Source organism: Streptomyces lavendulae subsp. lavendulae (assembly GCF_002803845.1).
Lineage (GTDB): Bacteria > Actinomycetota > Actinomycetes > Streptomycetales > Streptomycetaceae > Streptomyces > Streptomyces lavendulae.
Genome location: NZ_CP024986.1, coordinates 85,761 through 102,169, shown reverse-complemented (window position 1 = coordinate 102,169; position 16,409 = coordinate 85,761). Strand labels below are relative to the sequence as shown.

Annotated in this window: 19 protein-coding genes; 8 read left to right on the top strand and 11 right to left on the bottom strand. The window is 72.9% G+C overall.

All coding sequences use genetic code 11. The annotated features are described in order from the left end of the window. Position 1 precedes the first annotated feature (1 nt). From SLAV_RS39965 to SLAV_RS39955, 3 genes are all read left to right on the top strand, one after another. Entirely contained in the window at positions 2–607 is a 606-nt protein-coding gene (locus tag SLAV_RS39965; protein WP_030237841.1) for a GNAT family N-acetyltransferase, read from the top strand. Then, positions 604–1,674 carry a C45 family autoproteolytic acyltransferase/hydrolase gene (locus SLAV_RS39960; RefSeq protein WP_030237838.1) on the top strand — a complete coding sequence of 357 codons (1,071 nt, stop codon included), beginning with the start codon at positions 604–606 and terminating at the stop codon, positions 1,672–1,674. The genes SLAV_RS39965 and SLAV_RS39960 overlap by 4 nt, the downstream gene beginning before the upstream one ends. 66 nt (positions 1,675–1,740) lie before the next feature. Then, a complete protein-coding gene (locus SLAV_RS39955) occupies positions 1,741–2,466 on the top strand; it encodes a 4'-phosphopantetheinyl transferase family protein (RefSeq protein ID WP_106979784.1) in 726 nt (241 codons plus the stop codon). Here the strand turns inward: SLAV_RS39955 and serS are convergent. Genes serS through SLAV_RS39925 form a run of 6 tightly spaced genes read right to left on the bottom strand, consistent with a single transcriptional unit; the run spans position 2,453 to position 8,509 of the window. Beyond that, on the bottom strand, positions 2,453–3,730 hold the full coding sequence (serS, locus tag SLAV_RS39950; RefSeq protein ID WP_030237834.1) for a serine--tRNA ligase: 1,278 nt from the start codon (positions 3,728–3,730) through the stop codon (positions 2,453–2,455). The genes SLAV_RS39955 and serS overlap by 14 nt on opposite strands. A 13-nt stretch (positions 3,731–3,743) precedes the next feature. Beyond that, a complete protein-coding gene (locus tag SLAV_RS39945; protein ID WP_030237832.1) occupies positions 3,744–5,210 on the bottom strand; it encodes an APC family permease in 1,467 nt (488 codons plus the stop codon). A gap of 4 nt (positions 5,211–5,214) precedes the next feature. Then, the gene (locus tag SLAV_RS39940) at positions 5,215–6,198 is read right to left on the bottom strand and encodes a ferritin family protein (RefSeq protein WP_030237831.1); all 984 of its coding nucleotides are present in this window, start codon (positions 6,196–6,198) and stop codon (positions 5,215–5,217) included. Then, complete coding sequence (locus tag SLAV_RS39935; protein ID WP_030237828.1) at positions 6,195–6,788, bottom strand: flavin reductase family protein; 594 nt, start codon at positions 6,786–6,788, stop codon at positions 6,195–6,197. The genes SLAV_RS39940 and SLAV_RS39935 overlap by 4 nt, the downstream gene beginning before the upstream one ends. After that, positions 6,785–7,321: a hypothetical protein gene (locus SLAV_RS39930; RefSeq protein WP_030237826.1), complete on the bottom strand. Its 537-nt coding sequence runs from the start codon at positions 7,319–7,321 to the stop codon at positions 6,785–6,787. The genes SLAV_RS39935 and SLAV_RS39930 overlap by 4 nt, the downstream gene beginning before the upstream one ends. 45 nt (positions 7,322–7,366) lie before the next feature. Continuing rightward, positions 7,367–8,509, bottom strand: a complete 1,143-nt coding sequence (locus SLAV_RS39925; RefSeq protein ID WP_030237824.1) for an acyl-CoA dehydrogenase family protein — start codon at positions 8,507–8,509, stop codon at positions 7,367–7,369. A 271-nt stretch (positions 8,510–8,780) separates the two neighbouring features. Here SLAV_RS39925 and SLAV_RS39920 point away from each other — a divergent pair, with 271 nt between their 5' ends. Together SLAV_RS39920 and SLAV_RS41675 are read left to right on the top strand one after the other, a co-directional pair. Beyond that, positions 8,781–9,794, top strand: coding sequence for a bifunctional lysylphosphatidylglycerol flippase/synthetase MprF (locus SLAV_RS39920; protein ID WP_030237822.1), 1,014 nt, complete (start codon positions 8,781–8,783; stop codon positions 9,792–9,794). A 14-nt stretch (positions 9,795–9,808) separates the two neighbouring features. Then, entirely contained in the window at positions 9,809–9,964 is a 156-nt protein-coding gene (locus SLAV_RS41675; RefSeq protein WP_031943754.1) for a hypothetical protein, read from the top strand. 25 nt (positions 9,965–9,989) lie between these two features. Here the strand turns inward: SLAV_RS41675 and SLAV_RS39915 are convergent, their stop codons facing one another. Beyond that, on the bottom strand, positions 9,990–11,714 hold the full coding sequence (locus SLAV_RS39915) for a CocE/NonD family hydrolase (protein WP_030237820.1): 1,725 nt from the start codon (positions 11,712–11,714) through the stop codon (positions 9,990–9,992). A gap of 69 nt (positions 11,715–11,783) precedes the next feature. Between SLAV_RS39915 and SLAV_RS39910 the strand changes: the two genes are divergently transcribed. After that, positions 11,784–12,500 carry a TetR/AcrR family transcriptional regulator C-terminal domain-containing protein gene (locus SLAV_RS39910; RefSeq protein ID WP_030237818.1) on the top strand — a complete coding sequence of 239 codons (717 nt, stop codon included), beginning with the start codon at positions 11,784–11,786 and terminating at the stop codon, positions 12,498–12,500. An 84-nt stretch (positions 12,501–12,584) separates the two neighbouring features. Here the strand turns inward: SLAV_RS39910 and SLAV_RS39905 are convergent, their stop codons facing one another. The 3 genes from SLAV_RS39905 to SLAV_RS39895 all read right to left on the bottom strand — a co-directional run bounded on the left by SLAV_RS39905 (position 12,585) and on the right by SLAV_RS39895 (position 13,859). Further along, entirely contained in the window at positions 12,585–12,812 is a 228-nt protein-coding gene (locus SLAV_RS39905; RefSeq protein WP_030237815.1) for a hypothetical protein, read from the bottom strand. 33 nt (positions 12,813–12,845) lie between these two features. Next, positions 12,846–13,352 (bottom strand): glycine-rich domain-containing protein, encoded by a 507-nt coding sequence (locus SLAV_RS39900; protein ID WP_037688299.1) that lies wholly within the window; start codon positions 13,350–13,352, stop codon positions 12,846–12,848. Between the two features lie 180 nt (positions 13,353–13,532). Further along, complete coding sequence (locus SLAV_RS39895) at positions 13,533–13,859, bottom strand: DUF6415 family natural product biosynthesis protein (RefSeq protein WP_030237808.1); 327 nt, start codon at positions 13,857–13,859, stop codon at positions 13,533–13,535. A 118-nt stretch (positions 13,860–13,977) separates the two neighbouring features. Here SLAV_RS39895 and SLAV_RS39890 point away from each other — a divergent pair, with 118 nt between their 5' ends. Both SLAV_RS39890 and SLAV_RS39885 read left to right on the top strand, forming a co-directional pair. Next, on the top strand, positions 13,978–15,093 hold the full coding sequence (locus SLAV_RS39890) for a helix-turn-helix domain-containing protein (protein WP_030237806.1): 1,116 nt from the start codon (positions 13,978–13,980) through the stop codon (positions 15,091–15,093). Positions 15,094–15,107: 14 nt separating this feature from the next. Next, on the top strand, positions 15,108–15,686 hold the full coding sequence (locus SLAV_RS39885; RefSeq protein ID WP_030237803.1) for an HD domain-containing protein: 579 nt from the start codon (positions 15,108–15,110) through the stop codon (positions 15,684–15,686). Between the two features lie 39 nt (positions 15,687–15,725). Here the strand turns inward: SLAV_RS39885 and SLAV_RS39880 are convergent, their stop codons facing one another. Next, entirely contained in the window at positions 15,726–16,409 is a 684-nt protein-coding gene (locus SLAV_RS39880) for a hypothetical protein (RefSeq protein WP_030237790.1), read from the bottom strand.

The following is a 16,409-nucleotide window of genomic DNA, read 5'->3' as shown; positions in this document are numbered from 1 at the left end:
CATGAGCTGGAGCGAGTACGCCGCCGCCGTCCTGGAGAACGACCGGGTCCGGCTCACCCCGATCACCGAGGCCGACCGCGAGGGCGTCCGGGCCGTCGCCATGGACCCCGACATCTGGCGCTACTTCGTCGCCGCCGTCGACACCGACGCCGACTTCGAGGCCTTCTTCGACACCAACCTCTCCGACCACGCCGCCGGCCGCCGCTTCGTCTACACCATCACCGACAAGGACAGCGGCCGCATCGCGGGCAGCATGAGCTTCGGCAACCTGGCCGAGGCCGACCGCCGCCTGGAGGTCGGCTGGTCCTGGCTCGGCCGCGACTTCCGCGGCCGGGGCGTCAACCACTGGGCCAAGGCCCTGCTCCTGGAGCACGCCTTCGAGGTCCTCGGCGCCGAACGCGCAGAGTTCAAGACCGACGTCCTCAACGTCCAGGCCCGCCGCGGCCTCGCCAACATCGGCGCCACCGAGGAAGGGGTCCTGCGCAGCTTCAACTACATGCCCGGGGGCCGCCGCCGCGACGCCGTCTTCTACAGCGTGCTGCGCGCCGAATGGCCCGCCGTCCGGGCGCTCCTCGCGCGCGGCCCGAAGAAGGCCGTACCGGCATGAGCGGGACCGGTGGGACCGCCCGCCCCGGCATCACCCGCATACGGGCGGCGGGCACCCCGTACGAGATGGGCCGCGCCCACGGCGCGGCCCTCGCCGGGCCGCTGCGGGCCTTCCTCGACGACGGGCTCGCCCGCCTGGCCCACCTCACCGACCGCCCCCCGACCATGGCCGGCCTGCGGCCCCTCATCGCCGCCCACCGGGCCGTGGTCGAGGCGGCCCTGCCCGACCTCGCCGAGGAGGTGGCCGGCCTCGCCGACGGGGCCCGGATCAGCGCGGACGAGGCCTGGCTGCTCCAGATCCGCCGCGAGGCCATGGGCTACTCCAAGGTCCGCTCCGGCGGCGACTGCACCACCTACGCCCGCACCGGCCCGGCCGGCCCGCCGGTCCTCGCCCAGACCGTCGACCTCAGCGGCGACCTCGACACCCACATCAGCGTCCTGGAGACCGCCCGCGCCGGCACCGGCCGGCGCTCCCTGGTCCTCAGCTTCGCCGGGCTCCTCGGCTACCTCGGCCTCAACAGCGACGGCCTCGCCGTCGGCCTGAACCTGGTCCTCGGCGGCACCTGGCGCCCCGGAGTACCCCCGTACCTGGCCATCCGCCACCTCCTGGACACCGCCGGGAACACCGACCAGGCCCTGAAGATCCTCGCCGACCTGCCCCTGGCCAGCTCCCGCTCCCTGATGCTCTGCGACGCCGAACGGGCCCTGTACGTCGAACACCTCGACGGCGACCTGCGCGTCACCGAGGCCGCCCCCGGGGACCTGGCCCACACCAACCACTTCCTCCACCCGGACTTCGCCCCGGCCGACGAACTGAACGTCTTCGCCCGCAACTCCTCGCTGCGCCGGCTCCGCGCCGCCCACGAGGGCCTGGCCGCCCTGCCCGCCGACGCCTCGGCGGAGGACCACTTCGCGCTGCTGTCCCGCCCGCCCGTGCGCGTCCCGGACCGGGGTGACATCCGCGCCGAACGCACGGTCGCCGCGGCCGTCATGTTCCCGGCCGCCGGGCTGCTGCACGTCCGGCCCGGCGACCCCGCGCGCTCCCGCACGCGGGTGTTCGGCCTGTAGGCGCCCCCAGGGGCCGCGTCCCGCGCCGGGACGCGGCCACGAAAGGCCTGTGTCCGAGAAAGGAGCATGATGGACGCATGGCTGGTCGACCTCGACCAGGTCGTCCCCACCGACATCAGCGCGCACTATCCCGAGGGCCTCACCGAGGAGGAACTGCGGCGCGGCGCCGAATTCGTCCACGCGAGGGCCGCCCACCGCTTCTTCCGCGCCCGGCTCACCGTCCGCCGCCTGCTCGCCGACCGCCTGGGCCTCGCCGCGCGGGACCTGCGCATCCACTACGACCCGGCCGGCAAGCCCTACCTGCCCGACCAGCCCGGCACCCACGTCAGCTGGTCCCGTTCCGACGGGCTGCTGCTGCTCGGCGCCACCGAGACCGGGCCGATCGGGGTGGACGTGGAGCTGGTCCGCCCGTCCACCACCAGCCTCGACGTGCTCACCTTCGTCTACCCGGGCGTTCCGGCGGGCGTGAGCCCCGAGACCTTCTTCCACGCCTGGACCCTGCTGGAGGCCGCCGTGAAGGCCACCGGCCGGGGCCTGACCGACGGCGCCCGCGAGGTCGACCTGGCCTTCGGCCCCGATGGCGCCGTCTCCCTGCGCGGCATCACCGGCCACGGCACCCTGCCCTGGCACGGCCACACCGCGCTCCAGCCCACCCAGCAGGACACCCCCTGGGCCATGACGGCCTTCGTCTCACGGGAACTCCCACCGGTCACGGTCCTGCCGTGGCCGGACCGCGCCCGTGACCCCGTACGGGAACGGGCGCGGGCCCTGGCCGGACTCACGAAGGGCTGACCACCGGGGTGCCGTCCGCGGCGATCGCCGAGAAGCCCGTGTACGGGACCAGCGCGGGCGGCACGGTCACTGAGCCGTCCGCGCGCTGGTACTGCTCCAGGATCGCGACGAGGGTACGGCCGACCGGCAGTGCCGAACCGTTGAGGGTCGCGGCGAACTCCTTGCGGCCGTCCCGGCCCTGGACCTTGATGCCGGCCCGGCGGCCCTGGAAGTCCCCGCAGTCGGAGCAGGAGGAGATCTCCCGGTACGTGCCCTGGCCCGGCAGCCACACCTCGATGTCGTACGTGCGCCGGGCGGCGAACCCGAGGTCCCCGGCGCGCAGTTCCACCACCCGGTGGGCCAGCCCCAGCCGCTGCAGGGCCGTCTCCGCGTGCCCGGTCAGCAGCTCCAGCTCCGCGCCGGCCCGCTCGGGCCGGCAGATCCGCACCAGCTCCACCTTCTCGAACTGGTGCAGCCGCACCAGCCCCCGGGTGTCGCGCCCGTACGAGCCGGCCTCCGCCCGGTAGCAGGGGGTGAACGCGGTCAGCGCCAGCGGCAGTCCGCCGTCCTGGAGGGTCTCCCCGCGGTACAGGTTGACCAGCGGCACCTCCGCCGTCGGGATCAGCAGCAGGTCCCGGTCGGCGGCGGTCGTCAGGAACAGGTCGTCCTCGAACTTCGGGAGCTGCCCGGTGCCGGTCATCGTCTCCCGGGTCACCAGGTGCGGCACCCCGTGCTCGGTGTACCCGTGCTCGGTGGTGTGCAGGTCCAGCAGGAACGCGGCCAGTGCCCGCTCCAGCCGGGCCCCCGCGCCCCGGGTCACCGCGAAGCGCGAGCCCGACAGCCTTGCCGCCCGCACCTGGTCCAGGATCCCGAGGCGGGTGCCGATGTCCACGTGGTCGCGCGGCGTGAACCCGAAGCCCGGCACCTCGCCCCAGACCCGGCGCACCACCGGCGGATCCTGCTCGGTCCCGTCGGGGACGTCCGCGTGCGGCAGGTTGGGCACGGCCAGCAGCAGCGCGCCGAGCTCCTCCTCCGCCTCCCGGAGCTCCTCCGACACCGACCGCAGGCGTTCCTTGGCCTCCTGGATCCGGGCCCGGGCGGCCTCGTCGGGGCGGACGCCGCTGCGCGCGGAGCGGTTCTGCTCGGCCCGCAGCTTGTCCCGTTCGGAGATGAGCCGGGCGCGCCGTTCGGTCAGGTCGCTCAGGGCGGCCCGGTCCAGGTGGTGTCCGCGTCGGGCCAGGGCGGTGTGGGCCTCGTCCTGGAGCAGGCGGTGCGGGTCGTGCATGACGGCTCCTCGGTTAGGGGATGTCGGCGGTGTCGTGCGCGGCGGTGGCCAGGGCGCGGTAGCGCTGCGGCGCTCGGGCCCGCAGCCATCCGGCGTAGCCGAGCCCGCCGAGCGCGGCCCCGACCATCAGCCAGGGGATCCGGTTGACCCAGGCGGAGGTGGTGCCGGTGACCAGGGGGAAGTTGTCCAGCAGCAGCACCAGCGCGCCCACCAGCCCGAGGAGGGCCAGGGCCGGGGCCAGCCGGGTGCGCCACCAGTGGGCGTCGGGGTGCCGGCGGAAGAAGACCAGTACCGCCACCGCCACGGCCGCCTGCAGGCCGACGATCCCGACCGTGCCGAGCGCCAGCATGGTGGTGGCCAGGTTCGTGTACGGGTGCGCCCCGGCGAGCGCGAACAGGGCGCAGACCACGGCCGTGGCCACCGACAGCACCACGCTCGCCCGGTACGGGGACGCGTGCCGCGGGTGGATCCGGGCCAGGGAGGCCGGCAGGACCCGCTCGCGGCCCAGGACGAACAGGTAGCGGTTCGCGGCGGTGTGCAGGCCGAGCAGGGCACCGAAGAGGCTGGTGCAGAGCAGCACCTGCATCACGCCCGTGGCGAAGGTGCCGAGGTAGTCGTCGGAGAGGTGGAAGAACAGGTCGCCCAGTTCCCGCCCGGCCCGGTCCGTGACCCGGTCGGCGCCGACCGCCCCGACCGCCGCCCAGCTGATCACCGCGAAGAAGACGGTGATGAGGACGACGGAGGTGTAGGTGGCCACGGGCACGCTGCGCCGGGGGTCGCGGCTCTCCTCGCCGTAGAGCGCCGCCGCCTCGAAGCCCACGTAGGAGATCAGGGCGAACATCAGCGCCACCCCGAGGCCCGGGGAGAAGACGGTGTCGGGGCGGAAGGAGGCCGCGGGCAGGGTGTCCGCACCGTGCCGCACCCCGATGGCCAGCGCGAGCAGTCCCAGCACGGCCACCTCGGCGACCATCAGCACCGCCAGCAGCCGGGCGCTGAGGTCGATCCGCCGGTAGCCCATGACCGCCGTCAGCGCGAGCGCCGCGCCCGTCCACACCGGCCAGGGGAGCGGCAGGTGGTGGGCGGTGGAGACCAGTTCGGCGAAGTACCCGAAGGCCCCGGCGACGCCCGCGACCGCCGCCGTGTAGGCGACGACGGCCGTCAGCCCGCCGGCGACGGCGAGCGGCCGGCCCAGACCCTGACCGATGTACGTGTAGAAGCCGCCCGCGCCGACCACGTGCCGGCTCATCGCCGCGTAGCCGACGGAGAAGCACAGCAGGATCAGCCCGGCCAGGGCGAAGGTGGCGGGCACCCCCGCCCCGTTGCCGATCGCGTAGGCGAGGGGGACCGAGCCCACCACCCCGGACATCGGGGCCGCGGCGGCGACCACGAGGAACACGATCCGGGGGGTGGTCAGGGTCCGGCGCAGCGCCGGCGCGGCGTCGGCCTCGCGGGTGCCTCTCGCGGGGATCGTCGAGGTCACCGGATCACCTCGGGTGGTTGCGGATGATGTCGACGGCCTCGGGGATGCCCATGTACGGCAGCCGTACCTCGGCCATGTCGTCGGTCCACTGCTCGGCGAGGTCGTAGCGCTGCTTGGGGGTGGTCTCCAGCAGCTTGCAGCCGGGGAACACCTCGTAGCCGTCGAGGAGTTCCGCGTGCGCGAACATGCCCTGCTGGAAGAGCTCCTCGCGCTCCAGCACGAACTCCTCCGACGGAAGCTCGTCCCACAGCCGCCGCCCGCGGCGGATCAGTTCGATCAGCCGCGGCCGGTACGAGGGGTTGCGGGCCAGGTGCTCGCGGACGATGGAGCTGCCGACCGTGAGGTGGCGGATCTCGTCGATGGAGGCCCCGCGCGCGATCTCGGCGGCGGCCGGGTCCAGCAGGGTCCACTTGCGTTCGCTCAGCTCGGCGGCGGGGGCCAGCACGCCCTCGATGACGATGGTGAACACCGCGACGGCGCCGATGAAGTCGCCCTCGTCGCGCACCACGGAGGTGGCGAACTCGGCGATCGGGTTCAGCACCCGCTTCGTGTAGTCGGCGCCCTGCTCCTTGATGAAGTCCAGCAGCCCGGCCTGCGGCACGCCCAGGTCGGTGAGGTGCTTGCGGAAGATCATCGCGTGCCGGGCCTCGTCGATCACCTGGGTGGCGAAGAACTCCTGCTCGACGACGCCGGGCGCGCCGATCACGTAGTGCGAGAGCACCTCGACCGCGCGGGTCTCGGCCAGCGAGCGGTTGCCCAGCTCCAGGACGAGGGCCTGGCGCAGCGGCCCGTCCTCGCGCATGTGGGCGGGGGTCCCGGCGTCGTGGCCGGCCTCGGCCCGCCCGCGCAGGGTGCCCTGGGCGACGGCCGACAGCCAGTACCCCAGGTCGCACTCGTCGGCGGTCAGGGTCATCTCCTGCGCCCCGTCGAGCAGGTTGGGCGCGCGGTCCCAGTCGGCCTCGACGGGGATCTGCGGAACGCTGGTCATGACACAACCTCACTGGGGGAAGCGGGTACGGACACGGAGGCGGCCGGTGTGACGCACGCGCTGTGCATCCGGCCGGCGAAGCTGAGCATCGGGGAGTCGACGGTGTGGCTGCCGCCCGTGACCTCGGCGAGGAGCATGTCGTGGTCGCCGACCTGGTGCCAGCCCAGCACCCGGCAGGCCATGTGGGCGAGGCTGCCGCCCAGCAGCGGGGCGCCGGTGAGCGGGTCGGTGGTCCAGTCGAAGCCCTCGAACTGGGCGTCGCCGAGGGGCCGTCCGGGGTTGGCGAAGCGGCGGGCCACGTCGTCCTGCGCCGAGCCGAGCACGTTCACCGAGAACCGGCCCGCCCGGCGGACCATGGAGGCGAAGGTGGAGGTCGGCCGCAGGCAGGCGCCCAGCACCAGCGGGTCCCGGGAGAGGGTGACCACGGCGCTGGCGGTGGTCCCGTGCCGGACGCCGTCGCGGCTGACCGTCAGCACGGTCACGCCGGACGCGAGCCGGCGCAGCGCCAGGCGGGCCGCCTCGGGGTCCTCGTACCCCTCGGCGGGGGCGGCGGCCGACCGGTCGGTGAGCCAGGCCGGGTAGCGGCTCACCGGGTCACCCCGACGGCCGGGGCGGAGCCGGTGGCGGCACGGGTCGCCGGGTGCTCCTCGTAGGGCAGCGGGACCGGGCCGTCGGTGGCGCCGCGCCGCTTGAGCATGGCCGTCACCTGGTCGACCAGCGGGGTGGTCTCGGGCTCGAAGGGCAGGCCGAAGGGCTTGAGGAAGTTGCCGAAGACGCCCCGGTCACCGAAGACGTGGAACGGCAGGGCCAGCAGCGCCCATTCGGGGCCGATCAGCCACATCCACAGCAGGCCCACGGCGGCCACGCTGAGCAGGCTGTGCATCGTGTTGTAGAGGACGTAGTAGGCCTTGGGGATCCGCCCGTCGGCGCTGCGCCGGTAGGCGATGGCGCCGGGGATGTAGCCGAGCAGGTCGATGTAGAGGAACAGGCCGATCGCCGCGAACCAGTTGATGTCCGTGAAGTGCCACAGGATGAAACCGATCGTCACGGCGAAGGCGACCAGGTACTCGGCGCGGTGCAGGTTGAAGGTGACCGGTGACTCGACCGGGTTCTTGATGTCCATCAGGGGTGTCCTTCCGACAGGGCGGCGGTGTACCGGTGGCGCGGGTCAGGACAGCCGCAGCGGGCCGCCGGCGAAGTACTCGGCCAGTTCCGCGGCGACGCTCGCGCGCGACGGCGGGTGGAAGGCCAGGGCGCGGACGGCGGAGGCCAGGTAGGCCACGTCGCCGGAGCGGATGTAGGCCATGCCGCCGAGCATCTCCACGGCCTGGTCGACGGTCTGGGCGAGCAGGTCCTGCGTCGCGTAGCGCGCGGTGAGCACCGCGGCCACCGCCTCGTCGCCCTCGGTGCCGTCCTCCAGGGAGCGGGCCGCGCCCTCCACCAGGGAGACCGCCGCGTCCAGCCGGACCGCCAGCTGCGCGCGCTCCGCGGGCGTCCCGCGCTTCCCGGCCAGCACCTGCGCGACCAGCGCGGACGCGGCGCCCACGTAGGAGGAGGTGGCCAGCAGCTCGAACCAGGTGAACCCGGCGGTCTGGAGGTCGTCGAGCCGGTCGGCGTCCTCGGGGGTGCTGTGGATGACCAGTTCCTCGGGCACCACCACGTCGGTCAGCCGCACCTCGTGGCTCTGCGAGGCGGCGAGCACCGGGGTGGCCCAGAACGGGCGGGTCGTGATGCCGGGGGAGGAGGCCGGGATCAGCATCAGGGCCAGCCCGGACCGTCCGTCGTCATGCGTCACCTGGACGCTGGCCGTCAGCACGTCCATCGAACCGGAGAGGCTGCACGGCTTCTTCGAGCCGTTGACCCGGTAGCCGCCCCCGGGGATCCGCTCCGCGACCACCGAGGGGGCCAGGATGTTCTGGTCGGTGCGCCCCTCGGCCCAGCCGGAGGCCAGCAGCAGCCCGTCCGGGGCCACCGACGACAAAAGATCCAGCTGGGCCGGGGTGAGCCGGCCGGTGGCCTCCGCCAGCCGGAACAGCATCGCGACGGTGAAGTGGTGCATCACCGTGGCCACGCCCAGGGAGGGCGAGGCGGCGGCGAGCGCCCGCTGCACCCGGACCGCCTCCAGCGGGCCGGCCGCCGCGCCGCCGTACGCGGCCGGGACCAGCAGCCCGGGGCCGCCGTGCTTGCGGTACAGCTCCAGGACCGGGCTGTCCTCGCCCTCCCGGGTGCCGAGCGGCAGGTCTTCGAGTGCGTCGAGAAGACCTGCGTGGAATTGCTCGCAGATCCCGCGCGCTGTCGTCAGGGAACGCATCGCCGTGCTCACCTCGGGCTCTCTGGGAATTCTCTTGCGGACCGGGGAAAGGTATTCCTGTGATCCCTTCGATCCGAAAGCCAATATTCGGAAAGCATCGTTTCACTGAGTGTCTGACTGAGGCCTGACACTCATCTGACCTGCGTTTTCTCCTGACCCGCCGCTGACGTGCGACTGACCGTGGGGGTGGGGTGGGCTTGTGGTGCGGTGCCGCCCGTGCCATAAGTGGGGCAGTGCCGTGGGGAAGTGTCGGCGGGAGAATGGATCTGAAATGACCGCAGCAATTCTGGAGACGGATGTCGCGCTCGACGCCATCCGGCGGTACGCGGACGCGGGAAATCCCAGCGCGTATTTCGCCTTCAGTGACGGGAACAGCTACTTCCGGTCGCCGGACGTGCCCGGGGTGATCGTCTACCGGCCGGTGGGCCGCTACCTGGTCCAGTTCGGCGGCCCCTTCGCCCCCTTCGAACCCGCCGGACCGGCCGGCCCCCGCGCCCGCCTGCTCGCGGGATTCACCGCCTTCGCCGCGGAGCAGGGGCGCGAGATCGTCTCCGTACAGCTCCAGGGCGCGGACGCCGACGTCTACGTCGACCAGGGCTTCACCGTGAACCAGATGGGCGCCTCGTACGCCGTCGACCTGGAGACCTTCACCCTGGCCGGCACGAAGTTCATGCAGCTGCGCAACAAGATCTCGCGCGCGCTGCGCAGCGGCCTGGAGATCAAGGAGGTCGCCTACGACGACTACGCGGACCGGATCGCGGCCCTCGACACCGCCTGGCTCTCCACCAAGGGCGAGGGCGTCAAACCGCTGGAGTTCCTCGTCGGCCAGACCGGCGGCCGCTACCAGCACCTGCGCCGGCTCTTCGCCGCCGTCCGCGACGGCGAACTGATCGGCTACGTCTCCTACGCCCCGGTGTACGGACCCCAGCCGGGCTGGATGCACGACCTGAGCCGCCGGCAGCCCGACTCCCCGCCCGGGGTGATGGAGGCCCTCAACAAGGCGGCCGTCGACGTGTTCACCGCCGAGGGCACCCGCTGGCTGCACTTCGGCTTCACGCCCTTCACCTCCCTGACGGCCCCGCAGTTCCCGGGCCACAGCCTCGGGTTCCACTGGTTCATGGAGCACCTCTGGGAGCACGGCGCGCACATCTACCCGGCGCGCACGCAGCTGGAGTACAAGCAGAAGTGGGCGCCCTCCGCCGTCCTGCCGGAGTACATCGCCTTCCAGCACCGGGCCAGCCTGCCCGCGCTGGTCCACGTCTTCCGCGCCTGCAACGCGGTCTGAGGAGGAACCCCGAGATGCCGACCCCCGAGGAGATCGAAACCCAGGGCCTCCTGGTCGTGGACCGCTTCCAGGCCTGCGCCGCCGCCCCCGACGACCTGGACGCGGCCCGCCTCTGCGACGCCGACCTCACCCGCCTGGACGAACTGCTGCGCGGGGCGGGGGAGGTCTGAGCGGCCGGCCGCCGGGTCCGGCCCGTCAGCCGTTCGCCGCGGTGTCGGGCCCGGCACCGTCGGCGGGCGCCGCGAGCATCAGCGCCGAGCCCGCGTGGAGCGTGATGCGCACCGGTGCGAAGGCGGTGGCGTCCACCGGCGACTCGCCGTTGCCGGGGTTGCGGGCGAAGCGCGGATGGGCGCCCCCGCTGATCTGCCAGCGCACGCGGTGACCGACGGCGAAGCGGTGGGCCGTCTGGCTCATCGGCACGGTGACGTCCGAGGCCTCCTGCCCGTCCGTCCTCAGCCGGCCCAGCCCGTCGCAGACGTTGACGGAGCGGCCCTGTGGGTCCACGTCGCACAGGCGGGTGAAGACGTCGGCGTGACCGGTGTCCGTGGAGACGCTCAACCGCGCGGAGACCGGGCCGAGGACGTCCAGGGGCTCGGTCAGCGGAGGACCGGTGAACGTCAGTACGTCGTCCCGGGCCTCCAGGGTGCGGTTGTCGCGGGAACCGGCCGTACGGGAGAGCAGCGGGCCGCCGAGGGAGGGCGTGGGGTCGCCCGGGTCGTAGCGGAACGACGCCAGGGGGGCGCGATCCGCGGGAGCCTGCCGGGTGAGGTCCTTGCGCGCGGTGGCGAACCACGGGCCGACGACCGCGGCCGGCGGCCAGTCCTCCATGTCCCGCCACTCGTCCGCGCCGCCGACGTCCGCGCCGCCGACGTGCACGCGCACCCTCGTGGGACGGAGACCTGAGGGGTCGCCGTACAGGTGCGCGCGCAGCCAGGCGAGGCTCTCGGCGAACACCTCGGGCCACCCCTGCTGGAGTGCGGACGTGTGGGTCCAGGGGCCGACGAGCACGGAGGTCTCGCACCCGGCCCGACGCAGCCGGTCGTACTGCTCGAAGGTCTGGTCGGCCAGCGCGTCATGCCATCCGGTGATCAGGCTCGTGGGCACGCGGTGCCGCTCCGCTACCTCGCCCAGGGACGCGCCGTTCCAGTACACGTCCTCGGCGTCCGGGTGCGTCATCACCTCGTCCAGCCAGGGCACTTCGCCCCCGAGGGCCGCGACGTGCGCCCCGCGCAGCGGCTGCGCGGTGGTGGCTTCGCCCAGACGCCGCTGCAGGCGCAGGGTCGCCTTCACGAACGCTGCCATGCCCCGGTGCTGGTAGGTCATGCCCGTGCCGACGGCGAGGGCGGTCTCCAGGTTGAGCGCACCGTGCGCGTGGAACAGGGCGTGGGGGTCGTGCAGGCCCACCTGCACCACCATCGCCTTCAGCTCCGGCGGCGGGTCCGCGGCGAGGGCCCACTGCACGTAGCCCAGGTAGCTGGGGCCGACGGTCCCCAGGGAGCCGTCGAACCAGGGCTGCTCGCGCAGCCAGGACACCGTGGCCCGGCCGTCGGCGGCCTCGTTGCGCCACAGGTCGAACCCGCCGCCGGAACCGCCGGTGCCGCGGCAGCTCTGCAGCACCACGTGAAAGCCCTGTTCTGCGAAGAGCACGCCGTACATGGGGGACCACGGCAGGCCCCTTCCGTACGGAGAGCGCACCAGGAGGGTGGGGAAGTCGCCCTCGGCGCGGGGGAAGTAGTGGTCCGTCATCAGCGGGCCGCCGTCGGCGGCCGGCACCCGCAGCCCCGGCTCCCACCCGACGTCGTACCGCTTGGCCGGGAGGCCGCGCCAGGTCGCCCTCATGATCCGTGAGGCCAGCGGCGGCTTGCCGGAAGGCGGTGCCCAGGTCGACGTCGTCGCAGGACCGTGCGTGCGTGCTGCCATCGTTCCCCTCCTCTTTATCCGTACGATGTACGAGAATAGCTCATGTGGATCATGAAGGGAACGCGGAACATGCCCCGTACAGGAGAGGCCGGCGCCCCGGGCGTCGACCCGGAGCAGCTCTGGCTGGGTTCCACCCGGCCCCGCAGGGGCCGCAAGCCCGCCTACAGCCGGGAGGCGATCACGGCGGCGGCCGTCGCCCTGGCCGACGCGGAGGGACTCGAAGCGGTCACCATCCGGAGGGTCGCCGCGGAGGTCGGAGCCGGCGCCATGTCGCTGTACAGCTACGCCCCCGACAAGGAGACGCTGCTGGAACTGATGGTCGACCACGTCACCGGCGAACTGCCGGCCGAGCACACGCCCGGCGGGGACTGGCGCGCGGAGCTGAAGGCCATCGCCCACCTCCAGCGCGCCCACATGCTGCGACACCCCTGGCTGCCCGCCGCCCTGGCCGGCCGCCGCACCCCCGGCCCCAACACCCTGGCCTTCCTGGAACGCGCACTCGCCGCCCTGCGGCCCAGCGGGCTGGACGGCGCGGCGAAACTGGAGGTCTTCGCGCAGCTCACCGCCTTCGTGGCCGGGCACGTCACCCACGAGATCGCGGGGGCCGCGGCCTTGCGCTCCCCCGACCGGCTCGCGGCCGAAGCCCGCTACCTCGCCGCTGTCGCCGCGGACGGCCACCACCCCGAACTCGCGGAAGTCCTGACCGCCCCGGGCCGCCCCCTCACACCGGAAGCCACCTTCACCCGCTTCCTCAACCGCCTGATCGACGGCCTCGACACCGAATGATCCGGCTGGGCCGCGGGGGAAGGCTGCGCGGTCTGATCGAAGCTCCGGCCGACGCGAGGTGTCGGCCGGAGCGGGTCGGAGGGTCTAGCCCGCCCGGGGGATGACGAACCCGCGGGTGGGGCCCTGCCGACGCCGCGCGGCGGCGACGGCCACGAGCACGTCGGCGGTGATGTCCCGTCGTGTGCCGGGGTCGGCCTCGTCATAGACCCGCCAGGCACCGTGCGGGTCTTGCGGATCCTCCGGCGCCACGATCCCGGGGATCCGAAGCTGCCGCAGTGTCATCTCCAGCTCTCGCGCCTCGTCCGCGTCCATGGACCACCCTTCCGTAGCTGTTGCCGGGGCAGCCTATTCCCCGCCGTCACCCCCACCGTGCGTGGCGCAGCCGCCGGGGTTGATCGGTCCGCAGCCGCCGGGCACGGGGGTGTGGTTGCAGTTCGCCGCCACGGTGACCAGGGACCGGTCGGGCCCCGTCCACAACTCGGCATCGGCCGTGTACCCCGCCTGTTCGATCAGCGCGATGGTGTGCGTGAGGACGTCGCCGTCGAAGCGGGACGGGTCGGGCCGCTCGGGGAAGTGGTGCACGAACCGGCCGAGCCGGTGGCACAGCGAGGCGTACAGGTGGGTGTGCAGGATGAGTGCGTGCCAGCCCTCGTCGACCTCGCGCGACGGGGCGATGCGCACCGTGGGGAACCGGGCGGCGGCGGCCGTGAACTTCAGTGCCTCGACGACGATCCGGCTCGCCGTCGTGATGTCCATTCCCCGATTGTTGTCGAGGACCGTCGCCAGCACGGCGTTGAAGTCGGCGTCACTGAGGAGCGCCCGCGCGTTCGGCCGGGAAGGTTCGACTGTCACGGCGGGCGGTACGGGGCTGCCGGGCCGCGTGCCGCACGGCGGTGGGGTCGGGTGAGGGCTGGTCATGGTGCGTCTCCCTCTGTCGTGTGCGGGAAGGTGCTGGTCAGTGGCTGCCGACGACGATGACGGCGAGTGCGCCGAGCAGGATGAGCACGTAGAGAACCTGACGCAGCCGCTCGGTCACCGGGTCCTGCTCGACTGTTCGGCGCGGGTGGAGTGGAGGTTCCGCAGGATCCGGGCCAGGGCGCGGGCGTGGTTCCAGTTCGCGTGGTCGCCCCGCCCCGTCGGGCCGGCGTCGACGAAGTACGACCACTCGGCCAGGGCCGCTGCGGTGCGCTCCGTCCGCCGGGTGCCGGGGATCGCGGTCACCTGGGCGTGGAGCGCCTGCCCGTGGGTGATCAGACCGTCGATGAGGCACGCGACGGCCTCGGCGTCCGGCCGCTCCGAGTAGGGCACGATCGCCCGCCGGATGAGGTGCTCGATCGTCTGCGTCTCGCCTGGGTCCATGGCGGTGCTCCCTGCTGTCGTCAGCGAGTGGTGAGACGAGCGTAGATATGGCGTCATATCGCTCGAAGTGACCTGCGGTACGGGTAATTTGGCCCTGGTTGCAGGCAGAGGAGCGGTCATGACCGGCACGCAGAAATCCACCCGTACCAGCAGTCAGGGAAGTCAGCAGCGCCGTCGCGGTGGCATAGTGTCCGGCTATGTCTTCCGAGTCATCCGGGAGCAGCTCGACCACACGCAAGAGTCGTTCGCTGAGGCTTTCTGCGTGTCCATGGACACGATTGCCGGTTGGGAATCCGGGAGGCGTCCGTTGACCTCGCTGGCCGTCGGCCAGATGCTCATCCACCGGCACCGCCTCATGCGGATGGGCGTCAGCCCGCCGCTGCTCATCGCCCTGGACAAGGCTCTGGAGGCCGATGTAGTCCTGGCGAGCGCCCTCCACGACGACGGGCCTGCGTACGAGAACCCCTTGGGTGTGTGGGTCATGCAGCGCGACCTGGTTGAGGTGCTGACCTGGCCCTTGAACGGCGTGACACCCGAATCGATGCGCAGCGTCCAAGGCTTGGCTCGCCCACGCCGTGGTCCGGTGCCCACCGGGCCGGAACTCTCCGCGGACGACCGGCACCGGTTCTTCCGCCGCATACGGCACACAGCTGAGGAAGCACGTGCGGGCGAGTTCCTATTGCGCCGCCAAGCCCTCTACCTGGCCGGATACGACGACGCGGCGGACACCTTTGACTGGCTCGCACAGCAGCAGAAGGCACAGCGGCCCGACAATTGGCTCACCCAGTGGTTGAACGCCCGCTCAGTGGCCGCCGTCGCCGCCCGCCGGGGGGACCGAGACCGCATGAGCCACTTCATCACCTCCACCCTGGAGGACAACGACGCGGGTGAAAGCGCGAACCTGAGCTACTGGGCTTATTGGGTCGGCGAGTCGACGCACCTTCAACTGTCGGACGACTTCATCGCCGATTCTTCCGCCCCGGCGTGGCACGGCCATAAGTTGTTCCAGCACCTCGTGGCGAGCTTGGCTCCGGAGCGCGGATTCTTCGACCTGAATGTGCACACCTTGTGGGCGCTGCTCGCGGCGCGGCCCGGCCTTCTCCGGACGACGTCCACGCCCGTACGCGCCCTCCGCGATCGACTTCCGGTGCTGTTGGATGTCACCAGGCCCTCGACGCGAGCGCGTCGGGAGCTGGAGGGGATCCGGTACGCATTCCGCCTCGCCGAGGCGTGAGAAGGAGAACAGACGTGGCTGACGACCTGTCCGCGGTGGCACGGTTCCTCTACGAGGCGGGGACGCTGAAGAACACGGCCCGTACGGGCTGGTGGATGGCCGGGGTCAAGCAGCCCGAGAGCGTTGCCGAGCACTCGTGGCGGGCCTCGCTGATCGCCTCGGTCATCGCGAAGCTGGAGGGCGCCGATCCCGCGCGGGCCGCGTTCCTCGCGGTGTGGCACGACACGCAGGAGACCCGGACCGGGGACGTGAACCACCTCGGGAAGAAGTACGCGCCGGCGGGCGACCCGAAGGCCGTGACGGCCGATCAGACCGCCGGCATGCCCGACGTGCTGGCCTCGGCGATCCGGGAGCTGGTCGCCGAGTACGAGGCCGGGGATTCGCCGGAGGCGGTCTGTGCGCGGGACGCCGACAAGCTGGAGTGCATGCTCCAGGGCATCGAGTACCGCGCGCAGGGGTACGCGGCCGCGCAGCGGTGGGTCGACAACAGCCGGGGACGGCTGACGACGGAGACCGGGCGGCGGCTCGCCGACGAACTGCTGGGGCAGGGCCCGTTGGACTGGTTGCGGAACGCGCTGGGTGAGAAGGGGTGACCCCCTCCCGCCGGGTGGCGGGAGGGGGTCGGGTGTCGGTCAGCGCAGGGCCGGGCGGGTGTGGAGGAGGGTGCCGGTCGGGCCGCGGACCAGCATCGGGCGGATGCGCAGGGCCGAGGCCGGCGGGCCGGAGGCCGGGGAGAGGTGGGCGGTCAGGAGGTCCTGGGTCACCGGGCCGCCGGGGCCGGCCAGCAGGTCGTGGAGGTCGTCGATGACGGTGCGGCGGTCGAGGAGGAGACCCTGGCCGGGACGCAGCGCCGTCTCCGAGGACCCGGCCGGGCCGTGGAGGCGGGAGCGCAGGCTGCCCTCGCCCTCCCGGCCCAGGAGGGCCAGGAGGGTGAATTCGCAGTCCGGTGAGGGGGGTTCGGGTGGGGCCAACCGGACCGTCGTCCCCGCCGGGGCGACCGTCCGGATGCGGTGCAGGGCGATCAGCCAGTCGGCGTGGACGTCCAGCCACGGACCGCTGAGCGTGCCCCGCAGGAGGGAGCCGAGTCCCGCCGCCAGGCGCCGGTCCGCGAGGTCGCGTACCGGACCGCCCGGCGCGGGCGCCCCGGACGGCGGGACGTACTGGAAGAGCCAGTCGTCGTCCGCCGTCCAGGACATCCGCAGCCGCAGCGTGCGGTACGGGTGGTCGCGGAAGCCCGCCGTGACCGCCGCCGGGACCGGCGGCAGGACGACCGGCGCGAAGCCGTGCTCGCGCAGCCCGTGCGCACCCGTCGGCAC